This window comes from Rhizobium beringeri (genome assembly GCF_004306515.1).
GTDB classification, from domain to species: Bacteria; Pseudomonadota; Alphaproteobacteria; order Rhizobiales; family Rhizobiaceae; genus Rhizobium; species Rhizobium beringeri.
Genome location: NZ_SILG01000004.1, coordinates 12,591 through 34,062 on the forward strand (window position 1 = coordinate 12,591; position 21,472 = coordinate 34,062).

A 21,472-nucleotide genomic window follows, 5' to 3' on the forward strand; every position below is an offset into this window, starting at 1 on the left:
TCCTCCACATTGATCCCGGATCCACCCTCCGGGTGATGCCGCCACACTACCTGCCCAATCCTTCGCGGCGACGAACGAGGGATTGAAGGACTGCCGCCAGAACGATAATTGCCGCTGTGGCAAGCAACTGCATCGCTGGGGTGATGTTGTTTAGCTGCAGTATATTGGCCAAGGCGCCGAGCATGATCGTACCGGCGATTGTTCCGACCATTGAACCCGACCCGCCAAACAGGCTGGTTCCGCCGATGACGACAGCCGCGATGGCCGTCAATTCATATCCGGTCCCATCATTGGCACTCCCAAAATTGAATTGCCCGGCATGGACGATGCCAGCAAGCGCGGACGCAAAGCCGGTAATGGCGTAAACGGCGATCTTGATGGCCGAGACCGGAACACCTGAGATGCGGGCGGCGCGCTCGTTTCCGCCGACGGCATAGACGTAACGGCCGAATCTGGTCGTGTTCAGCACCAGCGTGGCGATGCAGGCAAAGATCAAGAAGACGATCGTAGCCACGGGAACGACGTTGCCGAATAGCCGGCCGCCCAGAATGGCAAAGATGGGCGGAGCGAGCCCAGGACCATCACCATAAGAGATATTGATGTATTGATTGTCCGACACAACGAGTGCAAGCCCGCGAGCAGCCTGTAGACCGGCAAGAGTCACGATAAACGCTTCAAGTCGAAACTTGCTTGAGATCGCTCCCTGGACCAACCCGAAGCAAATGCCCATCAGTAGCACTGCCAGCACCGTGGTGATCAGCCCAAATCCGCCTGAGACCATCAATGTTGCTGTTACCACGCTCGCAAGACCAAGTGTCGCCCCAACCGAGAGATCAATCCCGGCCGTGATGATCACAAACGTCATTCCGATCGCGATGATGCCAGTCTCAGACACCGCGCGGACGATGTTGGCGATGTTGTCGGGTTGAATGAACAAGATGACACCGTGCCGACGCGGTGAGAAAATGATGCCCCCGGCGAAAACGAGTATAAGGCCGATCAAGCTTTGGAAGCGGACCAACACCGCGAGCGGATCCATCCGCTTTGCGGGCTGAACGGTTGGATTGGATGCAATTTGCTGTTCGGACATCAGGCCTCCCTCCCGTTGGCGGCCGCCAGGACTTCGTGTTCGTCGACGCCGCCAGAAAACTCAGCAACGCTGCTGCCGTTGCGCAAAACTACTATTCGATCGCACAAGCCGATCAGCTCGGGCATCTCGCTCGAAGCGACAAGAATGCCCAATCCCTCTGAAGCAAGTTTGCGCAAGCGGGCATAGATTTCCCCCTTTGCGCCGACGTCGACGCCACGCGTCGGCTCGTCGAGAAGCAACAAGCGCGGATTTCCCAGCACTTCCTTTGCAAGGACGACCTTCTGTTGATTTCCCCCCGAAAGTGCCCCGACCGCGATGCCGGGATTCTTGGGACGGATGTCGAATTGGCCGAAAGAACTTTTGATCGCATCCTCTTGGCGTCGCGCAGACATAAAGCCCCTTGGTGATATCCAGCGGATGATCGACATCACCAGATTGAGACCTACAGACATACGCAACATGAGACCGGCTCCACGCCGGTCATCGGTTACGAACGCCAGCCCCGCCCTGCGAGCAGCCGCGATGGATTTGAGCCTGGCCGGCTTGCCACCAATCGTAATGTCCCCATGCCATTGGCCCGGCACGCCTGTTCCGTAGAGTGCGCTCAAGAGCTCGGTTCGACCCGCCCCCATAACGCCAGCGAGCCCGACGATTTCGCCGCTACGTACATCGAGATCGACTTTGATTGGCGCCTGCCACCCGGGAGAAGCGCGATGTGGGCGGAAGGAAGCCTGCCGCATCCGCAGGAGCACGTCACCAACACTATGTGCGCGGCGCGGATAAAGCTCGTTCAAAGGACGTCCGACGAGAAGCTGCACCAGTTCGGCCTGTGGAGCATCCGGTTTGGTGACGCCAGCCACCTTGCCGTCGCGCATGACCGTTACGCGGTGAGCGATCTGCGGGACTTCCTCAAGACGATGCGAGATATAGACGATGCCAACTCCCGACGATGCCAAGCCACGCATGAGGTCGAACAATCGATCTACTTCGCCAACGGTTAAGGCAGCCGTCGGCTCATCCATGATGAGGGCTCTCGATGCGTAGGAAAGCGCCTTGACGATTGCGACGACCTGGCGCTGGCCGATCGAAAGCTCACTGACGAACTGGGTGGGATCGATCGATCGGTCGATCGCTTCCAGTCTTGTGCGCGCCTCTTGCAGCATCGCCTTGCCATCGAGCATGCCATGCCGATGGACAAGCTCGCGCCCGAGAAAGAGATTGGCAGCCACGGTCAGGCTTGGAACGAGGTCTAGCTCCTGGAAGATCGTTGCGATTCCCGCTGCTTGTGCATCACGCGGGCTGTGAAATCGCGCGGGTTTGCCGTCGATGAAGATCTCTCCCTCGTCCGGCGTATTCACACCGGACAACAAGTTCATCAACGTCGATTTTCCTGCACCATTTTCACCAAGCAGCGCATGGATTTCGCCAACCTTTAGGTCGAAATCCACGCCGCGAAGCGCCTGGACGCCGCCGAAGCGCTTGACGACACCTTTCGCTGAAAGAACGACGTGGCTCATGCTGCTTCTCCACACGATTCACGCACCCGCAAAACTGGCGACAGGCGAATGGTCTCGCGAGGGCGGCGCTTGTTGCCTATCCGCTCGATCAGCAAGTCCGCCGCCTTTCTGCCAATTTCATCGCAAGGCTGGGCCATCAGCGTCAGGCGTGGTTCGAAATAATCTGCCCATTCGAAATCATCGATACCAAGTACAGAAATGTCCGCGGGAACACGCAGCTTCCGCTCCCGGATAGCCCTCATAGCCCCGATCATCGCCAGATTGTTCGAAGCAAGAATCGCTGTCGGCGGCTCCTTCAGCTCCAGCAAACGGTGCGTCGAAGCAGTGGCATCGGCGGTGCTGCGATTGCCATCGCTGATTAAATTGTCCTCTACCTCTATTCCCTTCTCCGTCATCGCTGCGCGGAAGGCCTTTGCGCGCTCCACAGTCGTCGCAAAGCCGGGCTGACCGAGAATGATCCCAACCCGTCGATGATGCAGCGTCACGAGGTGATCGACGAGCGTTCGTATTGCGGCGACGTTATCCGTCCCGACCTGGTCGAAACGACTGTCCGATAGCCTGTCAACAAGCACACAGGGAAGGTCGGACCGGATGAGATAGTCCAGCGCTTTTTTAGGATCGCCCGAAGGCGCAAGTATAATCCCGTCGACCCGGCGCTGATGCAGATGCTGGACCAGTTCCAGCTCCCGGACCGGATCATCCTGCGTGTCACAGAGGAACGCGATCAAGCCTCGTTTGGAACACTCGGCTTCAATCGCGCAGATGATGTCACTGAAGTAAGGGTTCGAAATCGCGGAAATCGCGAGGCCGACGGTCCCTGTCGACGACAGTTTGAGCGAGCGAGCGACTGTATTGGGGATATATCCGATCGCCTCCACGGACTCGATGACGAGCTTGACCTTCTCGGGTGAGACGTAGCGCGTCTTATTGAGAACGTGCGAAACCGTGGAGACTGAGACCCCAGCCGCCTTTGCCACCTCGGAAATAGTCGTCATGAGCGCACTCCAGCTCTCGCCAGCAGCGCAACAAACAGGTTTTTCAAACTATCCTCCCAAGCGGAATTCCAACCTCCAGAGGCTCTCCCAGGATCCGCTAATATCGTCACGCTAGCGCCATCGAAACGTTTGCGCAATCGTTTTTTTCTGTTAATCGTTCATCGTTCTTATCGGTGAAATCTCTTGGGAGGGAGACGCCATGCTGAAGGGTGTGCCGCCGTTCATTACGGCCGACGTGTTGTGGGTCCTGGCCTCCATGGGTCACGGCGACGAACTGGCAATCGTGGATCGAAATTTCTCCGGTTTTCGTGTGGCGGCCCAAACGACGAGCGGAAAGCTTCTCATCTTGGAGGGTGTCGACGCACCGACTGCAGTCCGCGGGATCCTTCAGATGATGCCCTTGGACACGTTCAGTGAAACGCCTCTGATGCACATGGAGGCCGTCGACGCGCCAGGCGAGTTGCTGGAAGTGCACAAAGACGTCCTCGCCATTTGCAATGAGACAGAGGGGCGTTCGATAGCGAGCCGACCTGTCGAGAGGTTTGCGTACTACCCTATCGCGATGCGATCGTTTGCAGTCATCCAGACGGCCGAATCGCGCGCCTACGGGAACTTCATCCTTAAGAAGGGCGTGGTCTGAGGGTTCTCTCCGACTAACAGATCTGCGACTTGCCACCCTTGCTGCATTGCGGCCTCTTCAGGTGCGGTCCGACCGTCATTGGTCTTTGCGACTGCCATCGAGGTCGCGAAGGGCGCGGCCCGGTACACACGAAAGGAACTTGGACATGGCAACCATCGGCACCTTCACATCAACCGAAAACGGCTTCACCGGCTCGATCCGCACGCTTGCGCTCAACATCAAGGCCCGCATCGCCCGGGTCGACAACCCGTCCGAGAAGGGCCCGCACTTCCGCATCTACGCCGGCAACGTCGAGCTCGGAGCGGCCTGGCAGAAGCGCTCCAGCGAGAGTGATCGTGACTACCTCTCGGTCAAGCTCGACGATCCAAGCTTCCCTGCTCCGATCTACGCAACGCTCTCCGAGGTCGAAGGCGAGGACGGTTACCAGCTGATCTGGTCCCGCCCCAACCGGGAATAAGGTCCGACCAGGCCCCGCCTCCAACCGGCCGCTTGAGAAAAAGCCGATAACGGGCGTCAAGGCCGCGCCCGACGTTTTGTGTGTCTTGCGAAGGGGTGGGACCTGCTCATATCCAGCCAATGGTCTCGGGGAACCAGAGCCAGCCTCCGGTGCGATAGGGGGACCGGTGCGAAGATCGTCATCGCCACCCAGACTTGCTATGTCGCTCGTTGTTGCCGGCAACGGCCGACGGTTCAATCCGATACCTTTTCGGCTGCGTGGCCTGACGGTTTAGCTTACCCTGATCGACGGTTTTCTGCCGATCAGTTTGAGCTTTCGAGACGGCTTGTTTCGGCGACCGATGGCTTCGTCTCCTGACGCATAGCCGGGCGACGAATCTCGGCACGACGACATGGCGTCGATAAACGGAGGCAACTTCCCGGCCGGCCGAGCTTGTCGCATCCCAACCGAACGCTATGGGTTGGAGACATCGCTGCAGCTGGTGCTTGCAGCGGCCCGATACGGCAAACAGGCTGGCGAAGGCCGCCATCGTCATGTTTCTCCTACGGTACGGCACGTCCATCGCGGGCTCGATGAGGCATGTCTGATCGGAGACCGGCTTTGCCTCGATCGTTCTCCCGCAACGGCCTTTTCAACTTTCTTCCCCTGAGCGCTACGCGCCCATTCCTCGCGGAACCAAGAAAGTTGCTCCGGCCGCCCTCCACACATGTTCCGGCCCTACGGGTGCGGTCCGATCGTCACCGATCCTTGCGACAGCCATCGAGGCCGCGATAGGCGCGGCCCGATACACACGAAAGGAACTTGAACATGGCAACCATCGGCACCTTCACCGCCACCGATAGCGGCTTCTCCGGCTCGATCCGCACGCTGGCGCTCAACATAAGGGCCCGCATCGCCCGGATCGACAACCCCTCCGAGAAGGGCCCGCACTTCCGCATCTACGCCGGCAACGTCGAGCTCGGAGCGGCCTGGCAGAAGCGCTCCAGCGAGAGCGATCGTGACTACCTCTCGGTCAAGCTCGACGATCCAAGCTTCCCTGCTCCGATCTACGCAACGCTCTCCGAGGTCGAAGGCGAGGACGGTTACCAGCTGATCTGGTCCCGCCCCAACCGGGAATAAGGTCCGACCAAGGCCAGGCCCCGCCGCTCAGGCGGGGCCGAACTGCTGAAGCAGACATCCATTCGCGGAGGTTTCGGAGCACCTCGCTTCGGCTATGAAGGAAAGAAGATGAGCGAGGTCAGCCCCACAAATACCGGACAGTTGTTTTTGGTCGGTAGCCGCGAGCACGTTTTTGTTTCACCAGGTCGAGGAACAGTCGAACTGCTTCCTCCTCCCGTTCGAAGACATGGCGCTTTTCCTGGCCACGCTTGCCGATCCGTCCCCATCGCCGCGTCAGACAGGGCTCTCCAAACAGCGTCTGCCCAATCTCTATGGCGTAATAGCGCGCCATGTTCTTCGCCGGGTCCGCTCGTTCGATGTAGAGGTGGTAGGGCTGCACTGTCAATCAGCACCGAACATTGACCCCTTTTGTTTATCCAATTTTGACCCCCCTGTGCTGTAGATCAGCGCTTGGCCTGCCCGGCGCTGGCCGGGGTTGCAGAGGGTAGGCCAAGTGCGGGTGATGATCTTCTTCGGCTTTTAGCTTTGAGAGCGGTTCTTGAAGCGCCAGGACTCGTTGCCGGTCTCGACAATCTCGCAGTGATGGGTCAGGCGGTCGAGAAGTGCCGTCGTCATCTTGGCATCGCCGAACACCGCCGGCCATTCACCGAACGCCAGGTTCGTGGTGACAATGATCGACGTGCGCTCGTAGAGCCTGCTGATCAGATGGAATAGGAGTTGGCCGCCGGCCAGGGCAAATGGCAGGTATCCGAGTTCGTCGAGGATGATGAAGTCGAGACGATTGAGATAGTCGGCCGTCCGCCCTTGCTTGCCGCTGCGCGTTTCCGTTTCCAGCCGATTGACCAGATCGACGACGTTGAAGAAGCGCCCGCGTGTTCCGTTGCGGATCAGTGCACGGGCAATCGCGATGGCGAGATGGCTCTTTCCGGTTCCCGTGCCGCCGACGAGGACGACGTTACGCTGATCGGCGACGAAGGTGCCGGTAGCCAGCTCCCGCACCAGGGATTCATTGACCGGCGTATCGGTGAAGTCGAAATCGTCGATGTCCTTAGCGAGGGGCAGCTTGGCGATGCTGAGTTGGTAGCGAATGGAGCGGGCCTGCTTCTCGGCGATCTCCGACTGCAAGAGATCACCGACAATGCGCGGCGGTTCGTGCTGCCGTTTGATGCCGTTGCCCATGACCTCGTCGTAGGCGCTGCGCATTCCATAGAGCTTCAGCGTGCTCATCAGTTCGAGAACCTGTGTGCGTTCCATCAGCTTGCCCTCCTGAGGCTGTCATAGCGTGCGCAGTCGGCGACCGGTTCATGGGTCAATCGAAGCGCATCCGGGGTTTGCAGGGTTGCGGCCGGAGCCGGGTCACGACTACGAGCCAGAATGTTGATGATCACCGAGGCCGAGCAGACGCCCTGGTCCAGCGCCTCCTGACAGGCCGCATCGACGGCCGTCAGACCATCGGTGGGAACGCATGCAAGGATTGTGACCATTTGCCGATCACCGTCGTGGACGCTCTTCAGGCGCTTGCGGACCTTCTCCATCGCCGCTGGCAACACCCAGTCCCTGAACGGTGCGCCGTTGCGCAAAGCGCCGGGTTTGCGAGCCAGAACGGGGACATAATGCCAGGGATCGTAGATCGTCTCGCCACGGCCAAAGCAACGCGGATGCTCACCGACGTTCACGCCGTCCTGCCTGATGACGATCTTCTCGGCATAGGCGTGAACCTCAACAGGGCGGCCGACCGCAGTCGAGAGGACGGAGTATTTGTTGTTGTCGAAACGGACCGTGCAGGTCTTCGACACCGAGGCCGGGACGCTGTGGAAACCATCGAACGGCCCGACGTAATGCACGAGGCTGCCGCGTTCCTCCTCGAACACCTGCCAGATCATTCGCTCGGTCTGTTCAGGATGACGGTGTGCCTTGGCGTAAGCGATGCACTTATCGAGCAGCCAGACGTTCAGCTCTTCCAGGCTTTTAACCCGAAGACGTGGTGTGAAGAAGCGTTCTCGAACCAGTCCGACCTGGTTCTCGACCTGTCCCTTCTCCCATCCGGATGCGGGCGTGCAGGCAACGGGATGGACCAGATAGTGGCTGCACATCTGCAGGAAGCGGCGATTGTATTGTCGCTCCTTGCCGACGAACACCGCCTCGACCGCAGTCTTCATGTTATCGTAGATGCCGCGCGTGCAGGTGCCACGGAAGAAGGCGAAGGCCTTGTCATGGGCATCGAACACCATCTCCTGGCTCTCACGCATATAGGCTCGGGCGAACATCATCCGGCTGTGGCAGAGCCGGACATGCGCGACCTTCACGGTCGTAGTCACCCCGTTGACCAGAATGATCTCGTGGCTCCAGTCGAACTGGTAGGCTTCGCCTGGCGCGTAATAGAGGGGCACATAGGCTTCCGCCGTCACGGCTCCCCGGTTCTTCGCCCAGGTCTTGGCAAATCGCCGGATCGCGTCATAACTGCCGTCGTAGCCGAGTGCCCGGACCTCCTCGTAAATCCGGATCAGCGTCAGCCGTTCGCGCGATGCCTTGCCTTCGTTGGCAATGAGGAACCGTTCAATATCACCCTTCCAGGCTCCGATCCTGGGCAACGGTTGATGTTCTCGTTTGTAGACAAAATCAGTCGCATCAGAACGCAGGATTTTGCGAACCGTATTACGCGAAACATTCAGCTCTCTGGTGATCTTCTTCACCGACCAGCCCTGAACATGGAAGGCTCGTCGGACACGGGCAATCGTATCCACTCTCTTCAACTCCCCACCCCATCCACTGGCAAAAGCCGGATGGTCGGATGAAATCCAAGGGGGGTCAAAATTGGATAAGTATCACCCCGCCAGAGGGGTCAACATTCCATGCTTAAACACACGGTCGCGCTCGAATTCCGTCCAATCGATCTGGTAGGACTGGTTCGAGAGGGCGACGATATTGCTCACCTCGATCGCGACTGTTGCATTCTTCGCCTTTTCGAAGGGAGAATTGCCACGAAACCAGGCATTGATTTTCTCGGTGGATGGATCGGATGTCCGAAGCAGCGCATAGGTCCGGTCGATATATTGCTTCTGAACGACCGCGTCGGGCGTCACTGACCGGAAGCTCGTCACGAACCCACCGAGTGTGGCCCGAACCACCCGGGGGTCGGCATATTGGATCTGCTGGGGGAACCCTGCGCTGACCGAGGTCCCAAACTTGTCGACTTCGACGATATAAGGAACGAATTTGACCTGCGAGCTCAAATAGAGCGCATATGTAAAGCCAATCACGGCCATCGCCAGCGCGATCATGCCGACGATGCGCCACGCCGCTGCCGCCCTGACGTAGGAACCATATCGCTCGTTCCATTCTTGCCTGGCGGCGAGATATGGGTTCTCAGGGGCGCGTTGCAATGCCATCGACCGATCCTCGCAGTAATTACTTTTTGTCGAGCGGCGACGGACGCAAACCGCCGCGTGCTTGCGCCTGATCGAGTTTCGCATTGGCGAGGCCAAGAAGAGAGCCGGCATGGGCGCCGGGCGAGCCGATCGCTTTTTCCTTGGCGGCAGATCCGACCGCTTCGCCCGTCGCGCTCAATCCCGCGCCGATGCCGCGCAAGGCAGCGCCCGTCATGGACGCACCCTCGGCACGCGCAGCACGCGCGGCGGCGAAGCCCGCGCTGGCGCCACCGGCGGCTAGAAACCCTGCGCCGAGTGCTAACGATGCAGCCTGTTCGCCGTGGCGGATCACTTCCATCCCACCGGTGACGGAGACGCCTTGAACGACGCCCTGGATGATGTTTGGCACGTACATCGCGATGATAAAGACCACCACCGAAAGCCCCGCTGTCGCCAAGGTAGTGATGAACGGGTCGGATTGCGCCGTTGGGGCTTGCGCTAAACCAATCAACACTGCGGAACCGATGCGGGCAATCATCACCAAAGCCATAAGCTTCATTCCAACAGAGAACGCGTAAACGAGATATCGGACAGCGAAATCCTTGGTGAACGACGAGCCGCCAAGTCCCAGCATGATCATCCCGGCCAACAGACCCAGATACATCTCGACCATCACAGCGACGAAGATCGCGGCGACGAGGGAAAATGAAACCACGACTACAACCATCGCAAAGACAGCGGCGATGGCGAGCGAATTATCCTCGAACAGGCCGAATTGTGCCTGTTTGGACATCTCCGACGCTACACGGATGCCGGCGTCGAAAATTTCGGCTGGGGACGCTGAACCACCGTTCGACCCTATCTGAAAGAGACTGTCCACGACGGCCTTCGCGAAGGCGGGTCCTTGATCGAGCACGAAGGCAAAGAGGCCGACAAACATGATGCGCCGAACCAGTTCCGCAAACCAACTGTCGAGTGAAGCGGCTTGCAAGGCAAGCCAGATGGCCGCGACCCCTATCTCGATAGTTGCAAGGATCCAGAAGAGGGTGCGCGCCGCATTCATGATTGTCGTCTCCCAGTCGCGTGCGGCAGTGACAACCTGATTTTCCAATTCCGTTAGGACTTGTCCCTCTTGTGCGAAAACGGGCGATGCCATCATCAATGTGATCGCGCCGAAGGCCAGCAAGCCAACTTTATAGATGCTCGTTTTCACCATCTTGAGCGCGTCTCCTGTTCTTTCATGAGAGGTTCTTCGAGGAGCCGAAGAACGTCTCGCGGCAGCCGCGCTGCTCCTCGGGTAAGTCCCGGGGTGCTGCGCGGGAGGAACCGGGCGCGACCAAGGAGGGATACGGCGGACTCGATCCCAGCGGTCGCAATGACCAGGATCATGAAGTAGACCCGGCTCACCAGCGCGGCTCCATCTTCTGGCCACTGGGAATATCCCTTACGGGCGCATTGAAAAATCTCTCTCGTCTCGCCTGCGCCAGATCCTTGTCGGTCTGGCTTGTCTGCAACCAGGTCCCCATCATTGTCATTTGCTGCGAAACCAGACCGCGCAGCTTCTGCATCTGGGCAACCTGCTGTGCGGCAATCTGGTGTCCAACCTGCAAGGCTTTCATCTGACCGTCCGCGCTTTGCGACATTGAGCGGAGTGAAGCCATCGTCGACTCCTCGGTCTCGAACTGGTCCGCAGTCAGGCTTGCGGCTTTCAGGCTGCCCGAGATCGTGTCGCGGTTGGTCTCGGACCAGGACTGGTAACTCAAGGAGAAGCTTTTTTCGTCCGGCAGGTTGGCCTTGAGATCCGAATAGCTCGGGAAGCGCTGTTTGAGGATATCGTCGGCGTTGCCCATCGAAAACGCGATCCCCTGCCCTTGCGAGACGACGTTCTGCAGGCGTTTGAGGTCACCCTCGACCTCGCCCCAGACATGGCTAGGTAGCTGTGCGGTATTCTGCAGCATGTTTTGGTAGATTTTCAGCTGGTTCTGGATTTGCTCGGCAAGCTGGCTGATCTGGGTAAGCTGGTTCTCCACCTGGACCCCGGAGCTTTCAAGCAACTTGATCAGCTCGGCATTATTGGCAAGCTGTGTCCATTCCGTCGCCGCGCCAGTCGCGCTACCGGCGTTTCCATCACCGGGTCGAATGAGTGCGCTTGTCACGGCTGCCGCCACCAGAGCCTTATGTGTCATTGAGAAGCGAAGCAGCATCCTTGATCCCTCTTTGCTGGAGCCAGTGCAGCGGCCATTCAGGGCCATGTTCTTCGTGGAGCGCTCGAATGCGCTTTAAGTCGTCCTTACTCGATGCGCCGACGAAAGAGAGCGTGAGTGGGCCGAGAGCCATGTCGAACAGGCGGCGCCCATCGGGCGAGGCGACGTAGTATTCCCGTTTCGGTATGGCGCTCGCCACGATTTGGATCTGTCGTTGGTTAAATCCGATCCGTTCGTAGAATTCACGGGTTCCCGGCTCGCGCGCCGCGCCATTCGGCAGGCAGATTTTCGTCGGGCAGCTCTCTTTTAGCACATCGATTATGCCGGATCGTTCGGCATCCGAGATCGACTGGGTCGCTAACAACACCGCGCAATTGGCCTTGCGCAGCACCTTGAGCCATTCCCGGATTTTGTCGCGGAACACGGGATGGCCGAGCATCAGCCACGCCTCGTCGAGGAGGATGAGGCTTGGTGCCCCTGTGAGGCGTTTTTCGATGCGGCGGAAGAGATAGGTGAGCACCGGCACGAGATTGCGTTCGCCCATGCTCATGACTTGCTCGATTTCAAATGTCTGAAAGAGGCCGAGCGCCAGACCGTCGGTCTCTGCATCAAGCAATTGGCCCATAGGGCCGTCCACGGTGTAGTGATGGAGAGCGTCCTTGATCTCGCGCATCTGTACGCCGCTGACGAAATCGGAGAGCGAGCGACCCGGAGCAACTGCCATCAGGCCAATTTGGCGGGAGATGGCGTTGCGGTGGTCCGGCGTGATCGTGATGCCCTGCATCGCGACCAGGCTCTCGATCCACTCAGACGCCCAGGCGCGATCTGCGTCCGAGGACAGTTCGGCGAGCGGGCAAAAGGAAAGGCTAGTGTCTTCATCACCGCCGACATCGTAGTAGTCGCCGCCGGCAGCAAGTGTCAGCGGCAACATCGAACGGCCTTTGTCGAAGGCGAAGATCTGGGCGTTCTCGTAACGGCGGAACTGTGCCGCGATCAGCGCAAGAAGCGTCGACTTTCCGGAGCCGGTCGGCCCGAACACAAGGGTATGGCCGACGTCATCGACATGAAGGTTGAGGCGGAAGGGCGTGGAGCCCGTGGCGACCTGCATCAGGGGTGGAGAACCGGGTGGGTAAAAAGGGCAAGGTGCCTGCGGATTGCCTGACCAGACCGTGTTCAGAGGAATGAGATCGGAAAGGTTGCGCGTGTTGATCAGCGGCTCGCGAATATTGCAGTACCAATTTCCAGGCAGGCTGCCCAGATAGGCATCGGTCGCATTCAGTGTCTCGATTCGCGCGCCAAAACCCTCGGCCTGGATGAGGCGACGGATTGCTTCGACCTTCTCATTAAGCAGTTCAGGATCGTTCTCGAATAGCACGACGACCGGCGTGTAATATCCGTAAGCGACCAGCTGTGACGATGCTTCTGCGATTGCCTCTTCGGTTTCGGCGACCATCGCCATTGCGTCCTGGTCTACCGCGCGGCTTTGGGTCTGGAAGAGTTGGTCGAAGAAAGGGCGGACTTTCTGCTGCCATTTCTTGCGGGTCCGCTCGAGGCGCACCTTCGCCTCCTCGGCGTCCAGGAAGATGAAGCGCGACGACCACCGATAGCTAAGCGGCATCGCATCCAGGCCGTTCAGGATGCCCGGCCAGCTTTCGGATGGAAGGCCGTCGATCGCCACGACGCCGAGGAAGCGGCTCTCCACCCTGGGAGAAAGACCATGCTGAAGCTCGGCGGTCGCGACCCAGTCGAGATACATCGCAATATCGGGAAGTCGGACAGGGTGGTTCTCGCCTGTCACGCAGAAGCGTATGAATTGCAGCAACTCGTCATAGCGGGCAACACGCGCGCCGCCGCGCTCGGCGATCTCCCTCGTCAGCATTCGCCTTATGGAGACGATATTGGCCAGATACTGTTCAAGTTCCCGGATCGCATTGCGAAAGAGGAAGAGCACCGTATCGGCATAGGACCGCCTTCGGCTCCCTTCGTCGGAATAGAGGTACTTGCTGAGCCTCGACCGGCGCTGCTCGGTCGGCCGGTAGGTCGCGATGATGGCATGCCGGCTCTCGAAATGCCCCTGCTCGCGCTCGAAGTGTGCCCGTCGCTCCTCATCGATCGCGCGCGTCACGCGATCGGGGAAATGCGACTTCCCCGCCGTGGCGTAGTCAACTGTCGCGAGCCGGACTGCCTCGACCTGGATCATCCAACCAGAACCGAGACGTGACATGATGGCGTTGATCTGGCGCGACATCTCGTTCCGTTCGAAATCGGTCGAGCTTTCGGAGTCGGGCCCGGCGAAATACCAGCCAGCCATCAGCGAGCCATCCTTGAGCAGAATGATCCCGTTGTCGACAAGACCCGCATAAGGAACAAGATCGGCAAAGGAAGGCGCCGTGTGCCGGAAGAGGCGAAGGGATACCATCTGTGCCCCTCAGTAAGGTCGCCAAGGCGCCGAGGTGGCCCGATAGTAAGACTTGTAGGCCATGTGACGGATATACACCCGTCTCATCAGCGGATCGGCTTTTGCCATTATCCTCAGCGCGGCGACGATGACGACCCATAGAGCTGCTCCGAACAGAGCCGAATAGATCGTCAGCACGACGAAGATGAGGATGATCGCTGCAAGTCCGGTGATCAGGACCAGTTCACGGTCCGCGCCTAACAGGAGGTTCGGGCGCGAAAGAGCGCGATGTATGGGATTGCGCTGCAAGGCGGTCGCCTCAACCATCATTCGCCCGCCCTCCCCTCATCGCCATTGTGGGTCCCGAGGGTGTGATCGGCAACTCCGACAGAGGCGCCGGTCGCACCGAACAAACCGACGATCTGGGTTGCCCCCAGCAAGATGCCGGCAACGAGCACCACATAAACGAGGCGTCGCGCGAAGTCGTTGAGTTCTCCGCCGAAGATCAACATGCCGCCAGCGATTGCGACAGCAGCGAGCGCGATGAAGCCGGCAACCGGACCGGTAATTGATTCTTGAATTTGTTGAAGAGGTTCTTCCCACGGCAGACCGCCCCCCGAACTGGCATGAGCCGGGTCGACAAGGATAAAAGCCGACGCGAGCGCGATGGCAGCGAGTGTTATCGAGCGTTCAAGCCGCATGTTGTGGGCCTCCATGAGTCTCGAACTGATATTCGCCGCCCGTGAATTCGTGAACACGCAGGATGTCGCTGACGCGGCGACCCTTGGGCGTTCGATCGATCGATATGATCAGGTCGACGGCCTCACCGATGATTGCCTGCATCGGCTGCCGGCTGACTTCTGCGGTCAGTTGTTCGAACCGCCGAAGCGCTGATTTCGCGCTATTCGAATGGATGGTCGCCACCCCACCGGGATGACCCGTGTTCCACGCCTTGAGCAGGGTAAGCGCTGCGCCGTCGCGAACCTCGCCAACGATGATCCTGTCCGGCCGCAACCTCATGGTGCTTTTCAAGAGCTGCGCCATATCGACACGATCACTTGTGCGCAAAGCGACCGCGTTGCTGGCGGCACATTGAATTTCGACCGTATCCTCCAGAATGACCAATCGGTCGTTGGGAGTCTGGTCGGCGATCGCAGCGACGACAGCATTTGTCAGGGTCGTCTTGCCTGATCCCGTCCCTCCGCAGATGACAATGTTCCACCTCCTATCGATCGCCTGGCGGATGATGAGGGCCTGGTCGGCCGTCATGGCGCTGCTTGTCAGGTAGTCTTCGAGCCGAATCCGTTGCGACGCCCGCCGTCGGATCGAAAAACACGGTGCGGGGACGATCGGCGGCAGCAGTCCCTCGAAGCGATGGCCGCCAAGGGGCAGCTCCCCGGAAACAATCGGCTTTCGGTCGTCCACCTCGATATTCTGCATATGGGCTACGCAGCCAATGGCGACCTCGGCCGCGCCCTTGTTCATCTCGCCGGCCTGGGTCATCCCACCTCCCAGGCGTTCCACAAAGAGATTGCCGTCGGGGTTCAGCATGATTTCGACGACGCTCGGGTCATTGAGGGCAAAGCAAAGCTCCTCGCCAAGAGCGTCCTGGAGCTTACGGATGAGGCGCGGCAGCGCCAGGGTCGGTGTCGACATCTCCGCGGCCCTGCTTATGCTGCTGCGCGCTGTCGCTGCGGCCCGAAGGCGGAGCTGTATGCTTGCGGTCTAACCCGCTCGAAATCCTCCCAGCTGACCCGAAGCAGGCCTGCCACGCTCATTGTCTCGTTGATCTGGATCGGCCGGCCAAGGCGCTGCATCGGCCAGCCGGCGCGCCGCAAAATCCTCTCAAAGCGAACATCGGTGGCTGTTGCGATTTCGCGGTAGCCATGATGGAGGCACCATTCGAGAATCCCTGCAAACATGCCGAACGTGACGTCGTGCAGGGCTCCCTCGCCGGCCTCACGCGGACGCGCCGTATCGACGCAGAAACGAGAGCTTTCCACCATGGAGGGATGTGCGCCGAGCCGTCCTCCCGAAAGAAGCTGCGGGAAGACCCTTTCCAGCATGGTAGGCCCGACGCAGGGGAGCAGCCGTGCGCAACCGACCACCACATCGCCGTCCGAAAGTGCAAGAATATAAGTTGGTTCGTATTCGTCGAATTGATCGCGCTCCCGGCCGTTGGCTCTAGAGACGTCCCAGGCCAGCCGATCCGCAAAGACGTGCGACCGCAGGCGATACATTTGATCGAGGTACGCTGCGTCCTCGCTCGACTTCGGTGTCTCGATGGCTATCAGCTTCATTGTTCCGCTCCGCGAATTGGCTGTTGTGCGGATCGTGATTTGCGCAAAGAAGCGGTTTGATTCCAGTCGCAAATCTGCGAGTCGCTCATCGCTGCCTGTGGAGGTGGTGCCTCGTCCATACCTAGGAGGCCCGTGCACATCGTCCCGCCACCCGCAAAAGTGCGGGTATGAAAGCGGCTGCTCAGTGGTGCTCCGCGCCGTCAAGCCGTTGAAAAATATGGTTGAGCGCTGGGTCGCGTAATCGGCAGCAAGTTGTTTATTAAATTTGCGTTAACCAAAGAAAGTTTGACGACTCACGAGATACCTGCAACCTTTGCGACGGAAAATGCGCGATCATCGGTGAAAAACCGTCGCGAGGTGAAAATGGATCAGATGACGACACGCAAGCAAACGAGCGAATCCTCCGCTGCGAAGATTACACGCCAAGCGCAGCTGTTGTCAGCGCAGTTGCAGTCGCTTCGGACACATATGTATCCGCCTGAGGCGATGAAATCGTTGCGCACGTTCACATCACGCGACGTTGCTAGCATGCTCGGGATCGCGGAATCGACCCTCCGCCAGATGTCGTTGGACGGCGAAGGCGCAATGCCGGAGCGGCTGGAGAATGGCCGCAGGAGCTACACGCTCGCCCAGGTCAATGAACTCCGACGATACCTGGCGGCCAAACGTCCTGTGGAAGCGTTGGATTTCTTGCCGCGCCGGCGTCCCGGCGAGAAGCTGCAGGTCATCGCGGTTGCAAACTTCAAGGGCGGATCTGCCAAAACGACGACGACCGTCCATCTTACTCATTATCTCGCGCTGGCCGGTTTGCGAGTGCTCGCAATCGATCTCGACCCGCAGGCATCCTTGTCGGCCATGTTCGGCTATCAGCCCGAATTCGATGTCAGCGAGAACGAGACCATTTATGCGGCCATTCGCTATGACGAAGACAACCGACGGCCGATGCGCGACATCATCCGCAATACCTATTTTGACGGCATCGATCTGATACCGGGCAACCTGGAACTCATGGAATACGAGCATGAGACGCCCCAGGCGATTGCAAGCGGCGGCGGCCGCGGGGACGGAATTTTTTTCCGTCGGCTCGGCGCCGTCATAAACAGCGTCGCAGACGACTATGATGTCGTGGTGATCGATGCGCCGCCGCAACTGGGCTATCTTACCCTGGGCGCGCTTTGTGCAGCGACCTCGCTGCTGATCACCGTTCATCCGGCGATGATCGACGTCGCCAGCATGAACCAGTTCCTCGCAATGTTGAGCGATGTCATGCACGTCATCGAGGAACGTGGCGGTATTCTTGAACACGATTTCATTCGATATGTCATCACTAGGCATAATCCAAACGATGTTCCTCAGGTGAATGTCGTCGCACTCCTGCGCTCACTGTTTGGCGAGGACGTGCTGGCGCCCGCCGTGGTGGACACGACGGCAATCGCCAGCGCCGGCTTGGAGAAGAAGAGCCTTTACGAAATGGCACGCGGTTCTGTCGGTCGTGACACCCTCACACGAGCCTTGGATTCCGTCGATGCTGTCAATCTCGAGATCTTCAACCACATCAAATCGGTATGGGGACGGTCATGACCAATGCCAAAGAACGCTCCAATCGGATGAAAAGTCTTTTTGGGAATGTCGATTCCGCTGAGCTTGCCAAACAGATCTCAGCCGGTCCCGCGGTGAAAGTTGGATCTGGAGCCGTCAAGTCGATGGACCGGGCCTTTGTCGCCGTGGAAGAGGAGAACGACCGCCTTCGTGAACAATTGAGCGGTTCTGAAGCAATTGTCGAAATTGACTCCGCCCATGTCGTTCCCTCCTTCGTCAGGGATCGTCTCGACATCGAGGGAGATCCGCTCTTTCAGGGTTTCGTTGAGGGCATTCGCGAAAGCGGCCAGAGACTTCCCATTCTCGTTCGCCCCTCCCCCGACAAGCAAGGCTACTTTCAAGTCGCTTATGGCCATAGGCGTTTGCGGGCCTGTCAGATTCTTGAACGGCCGGTAAGAGCGATCATCCGTGAGCTCACCGACGACGAGTTGGTGGTCGCTCAAGGTATCGAGAATACCGAACGCGCCAATCTCTCCTTCATCGAGCAGGCGCTGTTTGCTGCAACCCTCAAGTCGCGCGGCTTCCGTCGGGAGACGATCGCTGCCGCACTCGGCAGGGCGGACGGCAAGCTGACCTATATTTCGATGCTGATCGGGATCGCAGAACAGTTCCCGGCCGAACTGATCGCCAGGATTGGTTCGGCCCCTTCAATTGGCCGCCCGAAGTGGGAAAAGCTCGCCGCCCATTTCAAGGACGGTAGGGCTCCCGCCGCAGCCCAGCTTATCATTGACCAGGTGACGTCGACGAGGACATGGGTTGCGTTGCCAAGCGATCAGCGCTTCGCCGCACTGATGAACGCCCTGGAGGACAAGGCAGCCAGCGGAGACCGTGGCGAAGAGATCGAGGTCGGTGGCGGCGCAGTGATTACCGCGAAATCCTCGCGTTCCTCAACGCTCATTACAATTCCGGAAAGCAAGATGCCAGGCCTGTCAGCCTGGCTCATCGAAAAGCTTCCGGCACTGGTGGACGAGTACCGGCAACAAAACGGGGAGACGCCGATGCGGTAGGCTGGTTCAGAAATAGGAAAGGGCTCACCGACGGCAATCGGCGAACCCTTAAAATCCTAGCCGACAGTACGAAAACGTCCCGTCGACATCAGCTCTAACAAACTGATTCTATGACGGACCGCTGGCACAATCAACCCCTGCTTAACAGCTGGGAACGAAAAACTGTGCCCGTCTGCTGGCTTTCATCAACAAGAATCTCGATGGAGCCGCACGCCAAGGTGTTGCGGGCAGCTAGCCAATGACAGAAGCAACGGCAATCGCATCGTTCAGACGCGTCAGTCCGGCCATTCTCGCAAGCGCGCGAATGGCGATGGCCAACGACATACCGGACACCTCGAAGTCGGAGATCTCCCTTCTGTTGAAGAAGGCCGCGCCGATCCTTGGGATCGACGGCACCACCTATCATGTCCTGGACATTCTCCTTGGCCTCTCGCGCGGCGATGACTGGAAAGGAGCCGGCAGACCGATCGTTGCAATTTCGAACGCCAAGCTCGCCGAATACACTCTGCGCTCCGAGCGCACAGTTACGCGTTGCCTCCGAAGGATCGTTGAAGCTGGGATCGCCTCCTACCGTGACAGCCCGACTGGCCGGCGCTTCGTGTACCGCGACAATGACGGAATGGTTGCCAGCGGCTTCGGGCTCGATTTTACGCCCGCGCGCGTGCGGCTTGCGGAGATCAGGGAGAGCGTTGACAACTATCAAAGGGAACTGAAGGCCACCCAGGATGCGCGTCGTGCGGTTACGCGGTTTTCCAGGGCAATCATAGATGCTTGCGAAGCGTTCCCCGAGAAGGCGGACAGCTGGAGAAGCGCTGCGCAGGCGATCATTGAGACGGTGGCCGGCCGCGCTGAGCAGGCAAGCGAACTCGAATCACTTCATGCTAAGGTTCTTGAATATGCCGAAGACCGCTTCAATGAGCATAATATGTCATCCGCGGGTGACATTGGCGTCACCTCTATTATTAATACAACCCCTAAACACCTTTCTGAAAGTAATGAACGGACTCGCTCTAACGAGCGAGACATCAACCTAACTAACGACGGCTCCGCCGTCGAAATGGCTTACGAAAATAAGCCTCAAGCGGCGGTTGGTGACATGCAATCCCGATTGCGGCAGACGGAGAAGACGGTTGGTGATATCCAGGGTGCCGTTTTAGCTGCGGTGCCGGTTGGCTTGCTGCAGGTTGGGTGCCGCGCGGCGCAGGAGTGTGTCGGCGTGGAGTTTGACGGCTGGTCCGACGTTGTGGGCGCGGCCGAAATGATGCGGCGCATGATCGGCCTGTCGGAGGCTGCATGGGTAGACGGTGTAGGAAGGGTCGGCCGCTATGCCGCGTCCGCCATCTTGGCGACCGTGCTCGAAAAATCTTTGCGTGACCCGGAGCTGATTGCAAAGCCGGGGGGCTATTTCCGCGCGATGGTCGACCGGGCGGTCGATGGGAGCCTTCACCTTTCAAAAAGCCTATACGGTCTTGCCGAAAGCGGGATCAACACACGAGATAAATAGGCGAAAGGTAACAGCTGTTACCCCCGTTTGGGCATACTGAATGGGATTAATCGCGACGAGGTTTACGTTGACGGGGTCAGGCAAGGATCGATTTCAGTCGTGACCTCGCCATCAGGGTCGGATTGGAGGCAATTTGGTGGGCGCATCCAGAAAGAGCGTTCGTTTTGTCGGGTATCCGTTTGCGGGCGCCGTCGTGCAGCCAAATTCTATCGGACTTCCGCAACAAGACGGCGAGGGCGGTAACTGCCCTGAAGAACCTGCCGACAAAGCTGTGGCCGGGAAGTCCCATTCCTCCTGTCCATTGAAAGGGACCGAACCTGCCGATCCGTTCTGAATATGTGGCCCATGGTTGTTCAGCGTCGATGACGAAGTAAGCGCCGACGGTTATGAGGTTGCTATCTCGCTCCCTGCCTTCGCGCTTCATTCTTTGCTGACGGTGAAATCTTTGCGCGTCCTTTGACGCCACTCGCCTCGAAGAAGAACATGGGTGTTGGAGGGCGTAAACGAATTCGAAGGAGGAGGGCGGTTGCCTATCCACGCACGGAGAGGGCCCGGGAAGGGTCCGCCCGACACCTATTCGCGGTGGGATCGATGTCCATGTTTGATCGCGAACCAGGCGGTCTTGATGCGATGGGCTAAAGGTAACAGCTGTTACCTTTTGGAAGGGCCGAGCGCAGGGCCCGTTGTAGGCCACCTCGACGAATTCGCCGATCCGCGTCCTTGCATCGTCCCGGTCACGGTACACCTGGCCATCCACACCCTCTTCCTTCAGTGCCTTCATGAATCTCTAGGCCTTCGCATTATAGTGGGGATCGCGCCATGGCTCATGCTTGGCTGGATGCAATGTCTGTTAGTTGTTCCGGACGGTCGGCACTGGCATATTGGGCAGATTCAAGCGGTCGTCGCAACACCAAACCATTGGAGGCTGCAATAGCCCAGCCGATGACCCTGCGACTGAAAGTGTCGAGGACGATCGTCAGGAATGCGAACTCTTCGGCGTGATGAATGTAGTGACGGCGGCGACCCAGAGCTGGTCGATGTCGGCTAGCTGAGATCTCGGGCTAGGTTGGGCACGCTTGCACGTCGGGGCAGCACGCCAGCGGAGCGGCAAGCCTTCGGGAAGGCATCTGCACGGTATCCAAGCGATGATGGCGTCCGAGGTACTAGGCCAGATCAGTGTGGAACGAATGTGCCTGCTGGCTGGGGTGAGCTACGCGGGCTAGTATCGTCATTGCCAGCCGACGGCGCCGCGCGGAAGGAAATGGGACTGCGCG

General features: G+C 59.0%; 18 protein-coding genes and 2 pseudogenes. 6 read left to right on the forward strand and 14 right to left on the reverse strand.

Annotated features, from left to right (window positions below):
• Positions 1 to 46: 46 nt before the first annotated feature.
• Genes ELH03_RS29720 through ELH03_RS29730 form a run of 3 tightly spaced genes read right to left on the reverse strand, consistent with a single transcriptional unit; the run spans position 47 to position 3,602 of the window.
• A complete protein-coding gene (locus ELH03_RS29720; protein WP_128401811.1) occupies positions 47 to 1,090 on the reverse strand; it encodes an ABC transporter permease in 1,044 nt (347 codons plus the stop codon).
• Positions 1,090 to 2,607 carry a sugar ABC transporter ATP-binding protein gene (locus tag ELH03_RS29725; RefSeq protein WP_128401812.1) on the reverse strand — a complete coding sequence of 506 codons (1,518 nt, stop codon included), beginning with the start codon at positions 2,605 to 2,607 and terminating at the stop codon, positions 1,090 to 1,092. The genes ELH03_RS29720 and ELH03_RS29725 overlap by 1 nt, the downstream gene beginning before the upstream one ends.
• Complete coding sequence (locus tag ELH03_RS29730; protein ID WP_128401813.1) at positions 2,604 to 3,602, reverse strand: LacI family DNA-binding transcriptional regulator; 999 nt, start codon at positions 3,600 to 3,602, stop codon at positions 2,604 to 2,606. Before ELH03_RS29730 ends, ELH03_RS29725 begins: the two co-directional genes overlap by 4 nt.
• 199 nt (positions 3,603 to 3,801) lie before the next feature.
• On the opposite strand from ELH03_RS29730, the gene ELH03_RS29735 reads away from it, so the two are divergent.
• The 3 genes from ELH03_RS29735 (at position 3,802) to ELH03_RS29750 (ending at position 5,818) form a co-directional block, all read left to right on the forward strand.
• Positions 3,802 to 4,242: an RbsD/FucU family protein gene (locus tag ELH03_RS29735; protein WP_128401814.1), complete on the forward strand. Its 441-nt coding sequence runs from the start codon at positions 3,802 to 3,804 to the stop codon at positions 4,240 to 4,242.
• A 145-nt stretch (positions 4,243 to 4,387) separates the two neighbouring features.
• Positions 4,388 to 4,699 carry a DUF736 domain-containing protein gene (locus ELH03_RS29740; protein ID WP_128401815.1) on the forward strand — a complete coding sequence of 104 codons (312 nt, stop codon included), beginning with the start codon at positions 4,388 to 4,390 and terminating at the stop codon, positions 4,697 to 4,699.
• A gap of 807 nt (positions 4,700 to 5,506) precedes the next feature.
• Positions 5,507 to 5,818, forward strand: coding sequence for a DUF736 domain-containing protein (locus ELH03_RS29750; RefSeq protein ID WP_128401816.1), 312 nt, complete (start codon positions 5,507 to 5,509; stop codon positions 5,816 to 5,818).
• A 118-nt stretch (positions 5,819 to 5,936) separates the two neighbouring features.
• Here the strand turns inward: ELH03_RS29750 and ELH03_RS29755 are convergent, their stop codons facing one another.
• From ELH03_RS29755 to traI, 11 genes and pseudogenes are all read right to left on the reverse strand, one after another.
• A complete protein-coding gene (locus tag ELH03_RS29755; protein WP_130767398.1) occupies positions 5,937 to 6,203 on the reverse strand; it encodes a WGR domain-containing protein in 267 nt (88 codons plus the stop codon).
• A 134-nt stretch (positions 6,204 to 6,337) separates the two neighbouring features.
• Positions 6,338 to 7,072: an IS21-like element helper ATPase IstB gene (gene istB, locus ELH03_RS29760; RefSeq protein WP_130767399.1), complete on the reverse strand. Its 735-nt coding sequence runs from the start codon at positions 7,070 to 7,072 to the stop codon at positions 6,338 to 6,340.
• A gap of 5 nt (positions 7,073 to 7,077) precedes the next feature.
• Positions 7,078 to 8,571: pseudogene (istA, locus tag ELH03_RS29765) on the reverse strand (IS21 family transposase); the annotation flags it as partial.
• 111 nt (positions 8,572 to 8,682) lie between these two features.
• A pseudogene (locus ELH03_RS29770) lies at positions 8,683 to 9,207 on the reverse strand (VirB8/TrbF family protein); the annotation flags it as partial.
• 19 nt (positions 9,208 to 9,226) lie between these two features.
• On the reverse strand, positions 9,227 to 10,402 hold the full coding sequence (gene trbL / locus ELH03_RS29775) for a P-type conjugative transfer protein TrbL (RefSeq protein WP_130767401.1): 1,176 nt from the start codon (positions 10,400 to 10,402) through the stop codon (positions 9,227 to 9,229).
• Between the two features lie 187 nt (positions 10,403 to 10,589).
• Positions 10,590 to 11,390, reverse strand: coding sequence for a P-type conjugative transfer protein TrbJ (gene trbJ, locus ELH03_RS29780; protein ID WP_130767402.1), 801 nt, complete (start codon positions 11,388 to 11,390; stop codon positions 10,590 to 10,592).
• A complete protein-coding gene (locus ELH03_RS29785) occupies positions 11,362 to 13,809 on the reverse strand; it encodes a conjugal transfer protein TrbE (protein ID WP_130767403.1) in 2,448 nt (815 codons plus the stop codon). Before ELH03_RS29785 ends, trbJ begins: the two co-directional genes overlap by 29 nt.
• Before the next feature lie 9 nt (positions 13,810 to 13,818).
• Positions 13,819 to 14,118, reverse strand: a complete 300-nt coding sequence (locus ELH03_RS29790) for a conjugal transfer protein TrbD (RefSeq protein ID WP_128401845.1) — start codon at positions 14,116 to 14,118, stop codon at positions 13,819 to 13,821.
• On the reverse strand, positions 14,115 to 14,489 hold the full coding sequence (locus tag ELH03_RS29795; RefSeq protein ID WP_128401846.1) for a TrbC/VirB2 family protein: 375 nt from the start codon (positions 14,487 to 14,489) through the stop codon (positions 14,115 to 14,117). The genes ELH03_RS29790 and ELH03_RS29795 overlap by 4 nt, the downstream gene beginning before the upstream one ends.
• Positions 14,479 to 15,444 (reverse strand): P-type conjugative transfer ATPase TrbB, encoded by a 966-nt coding sequence (gene trbB, locus ELH03_RS29800; RefSeq protein WP_128401847.1) that lies wholly within the window; start codon positions 15,442 to 15,444, stop codon positions 14,479 to 14,481. Before trbB ends, ELH03_RS29795 begins: the two co-directional genes overlap by 11 nt.
• Before the next feature lie 14 nt (positions 15,445 to 15,458).
• Positions 15,459 to 16,088 carry an acyl-homoserine-lactone synthase gene (gene traI, locus ELH03_RS29805; RefSeq protein WP_130767404.1) on the reverse strand — a complete coding sequence of 210 codons (630 nt, stop codon included), beginning with the start codon at positions 16,086 to 16,088 and terminating at the stop codon, positions 15,459 to 15,461.
• Between the two features lie 363 nt (positions 16,089 to 16,451).
• On the opposite strand from traI, the gene repA reads away from it, so the two are divergent.
• The 3 genes from repA (at position 16,452) to repC (ending at position 20,198) form a co-directional block, all read left to right on the forward strand.
• Entirely contained in the window at positions 16,452 to 17,669 is a 1,218-nt protein-coding gene (gene repA / locus ELH03_RS29810; protein ID WP_128401849.1) for a plasmid partitioning protein RepA, read from the forward strand.
• Positions 17,654 to 18,694, forward strand: a complete 1,041-nt coding sequence (gene repB, locus ELH03_RS29815; RefSeq protein WP_130767405.1) for a plasmid partitioning protein RepB — start codon at positions 17,654 to 17,656, stop codon at positions 18,692 to 18,694. The genes repA and repB overlap by 16 nt, the downstream gene beginning before the upstream one ends.
• A gap of 238 nt (positions 18,695 to 18,932) precedes the next feature.
• Positions 18,933 to 20,198 carry a plasmid replication protein RepC gene (gene repC / locus ELH03_RS29820; RefSeq protein WP_130767406.1) on the forward strand — a complete coding sequence of 422 codons (1,266 nt, stop codon included), beginning with the start codon at positions 18,933 to 18,935 and terminating at the stop codon, positions 20,196 to 20,198.
• The last annotated feature ends 1,274 nt before the right edge of the window (positions 20,199 to 21,472 follow it).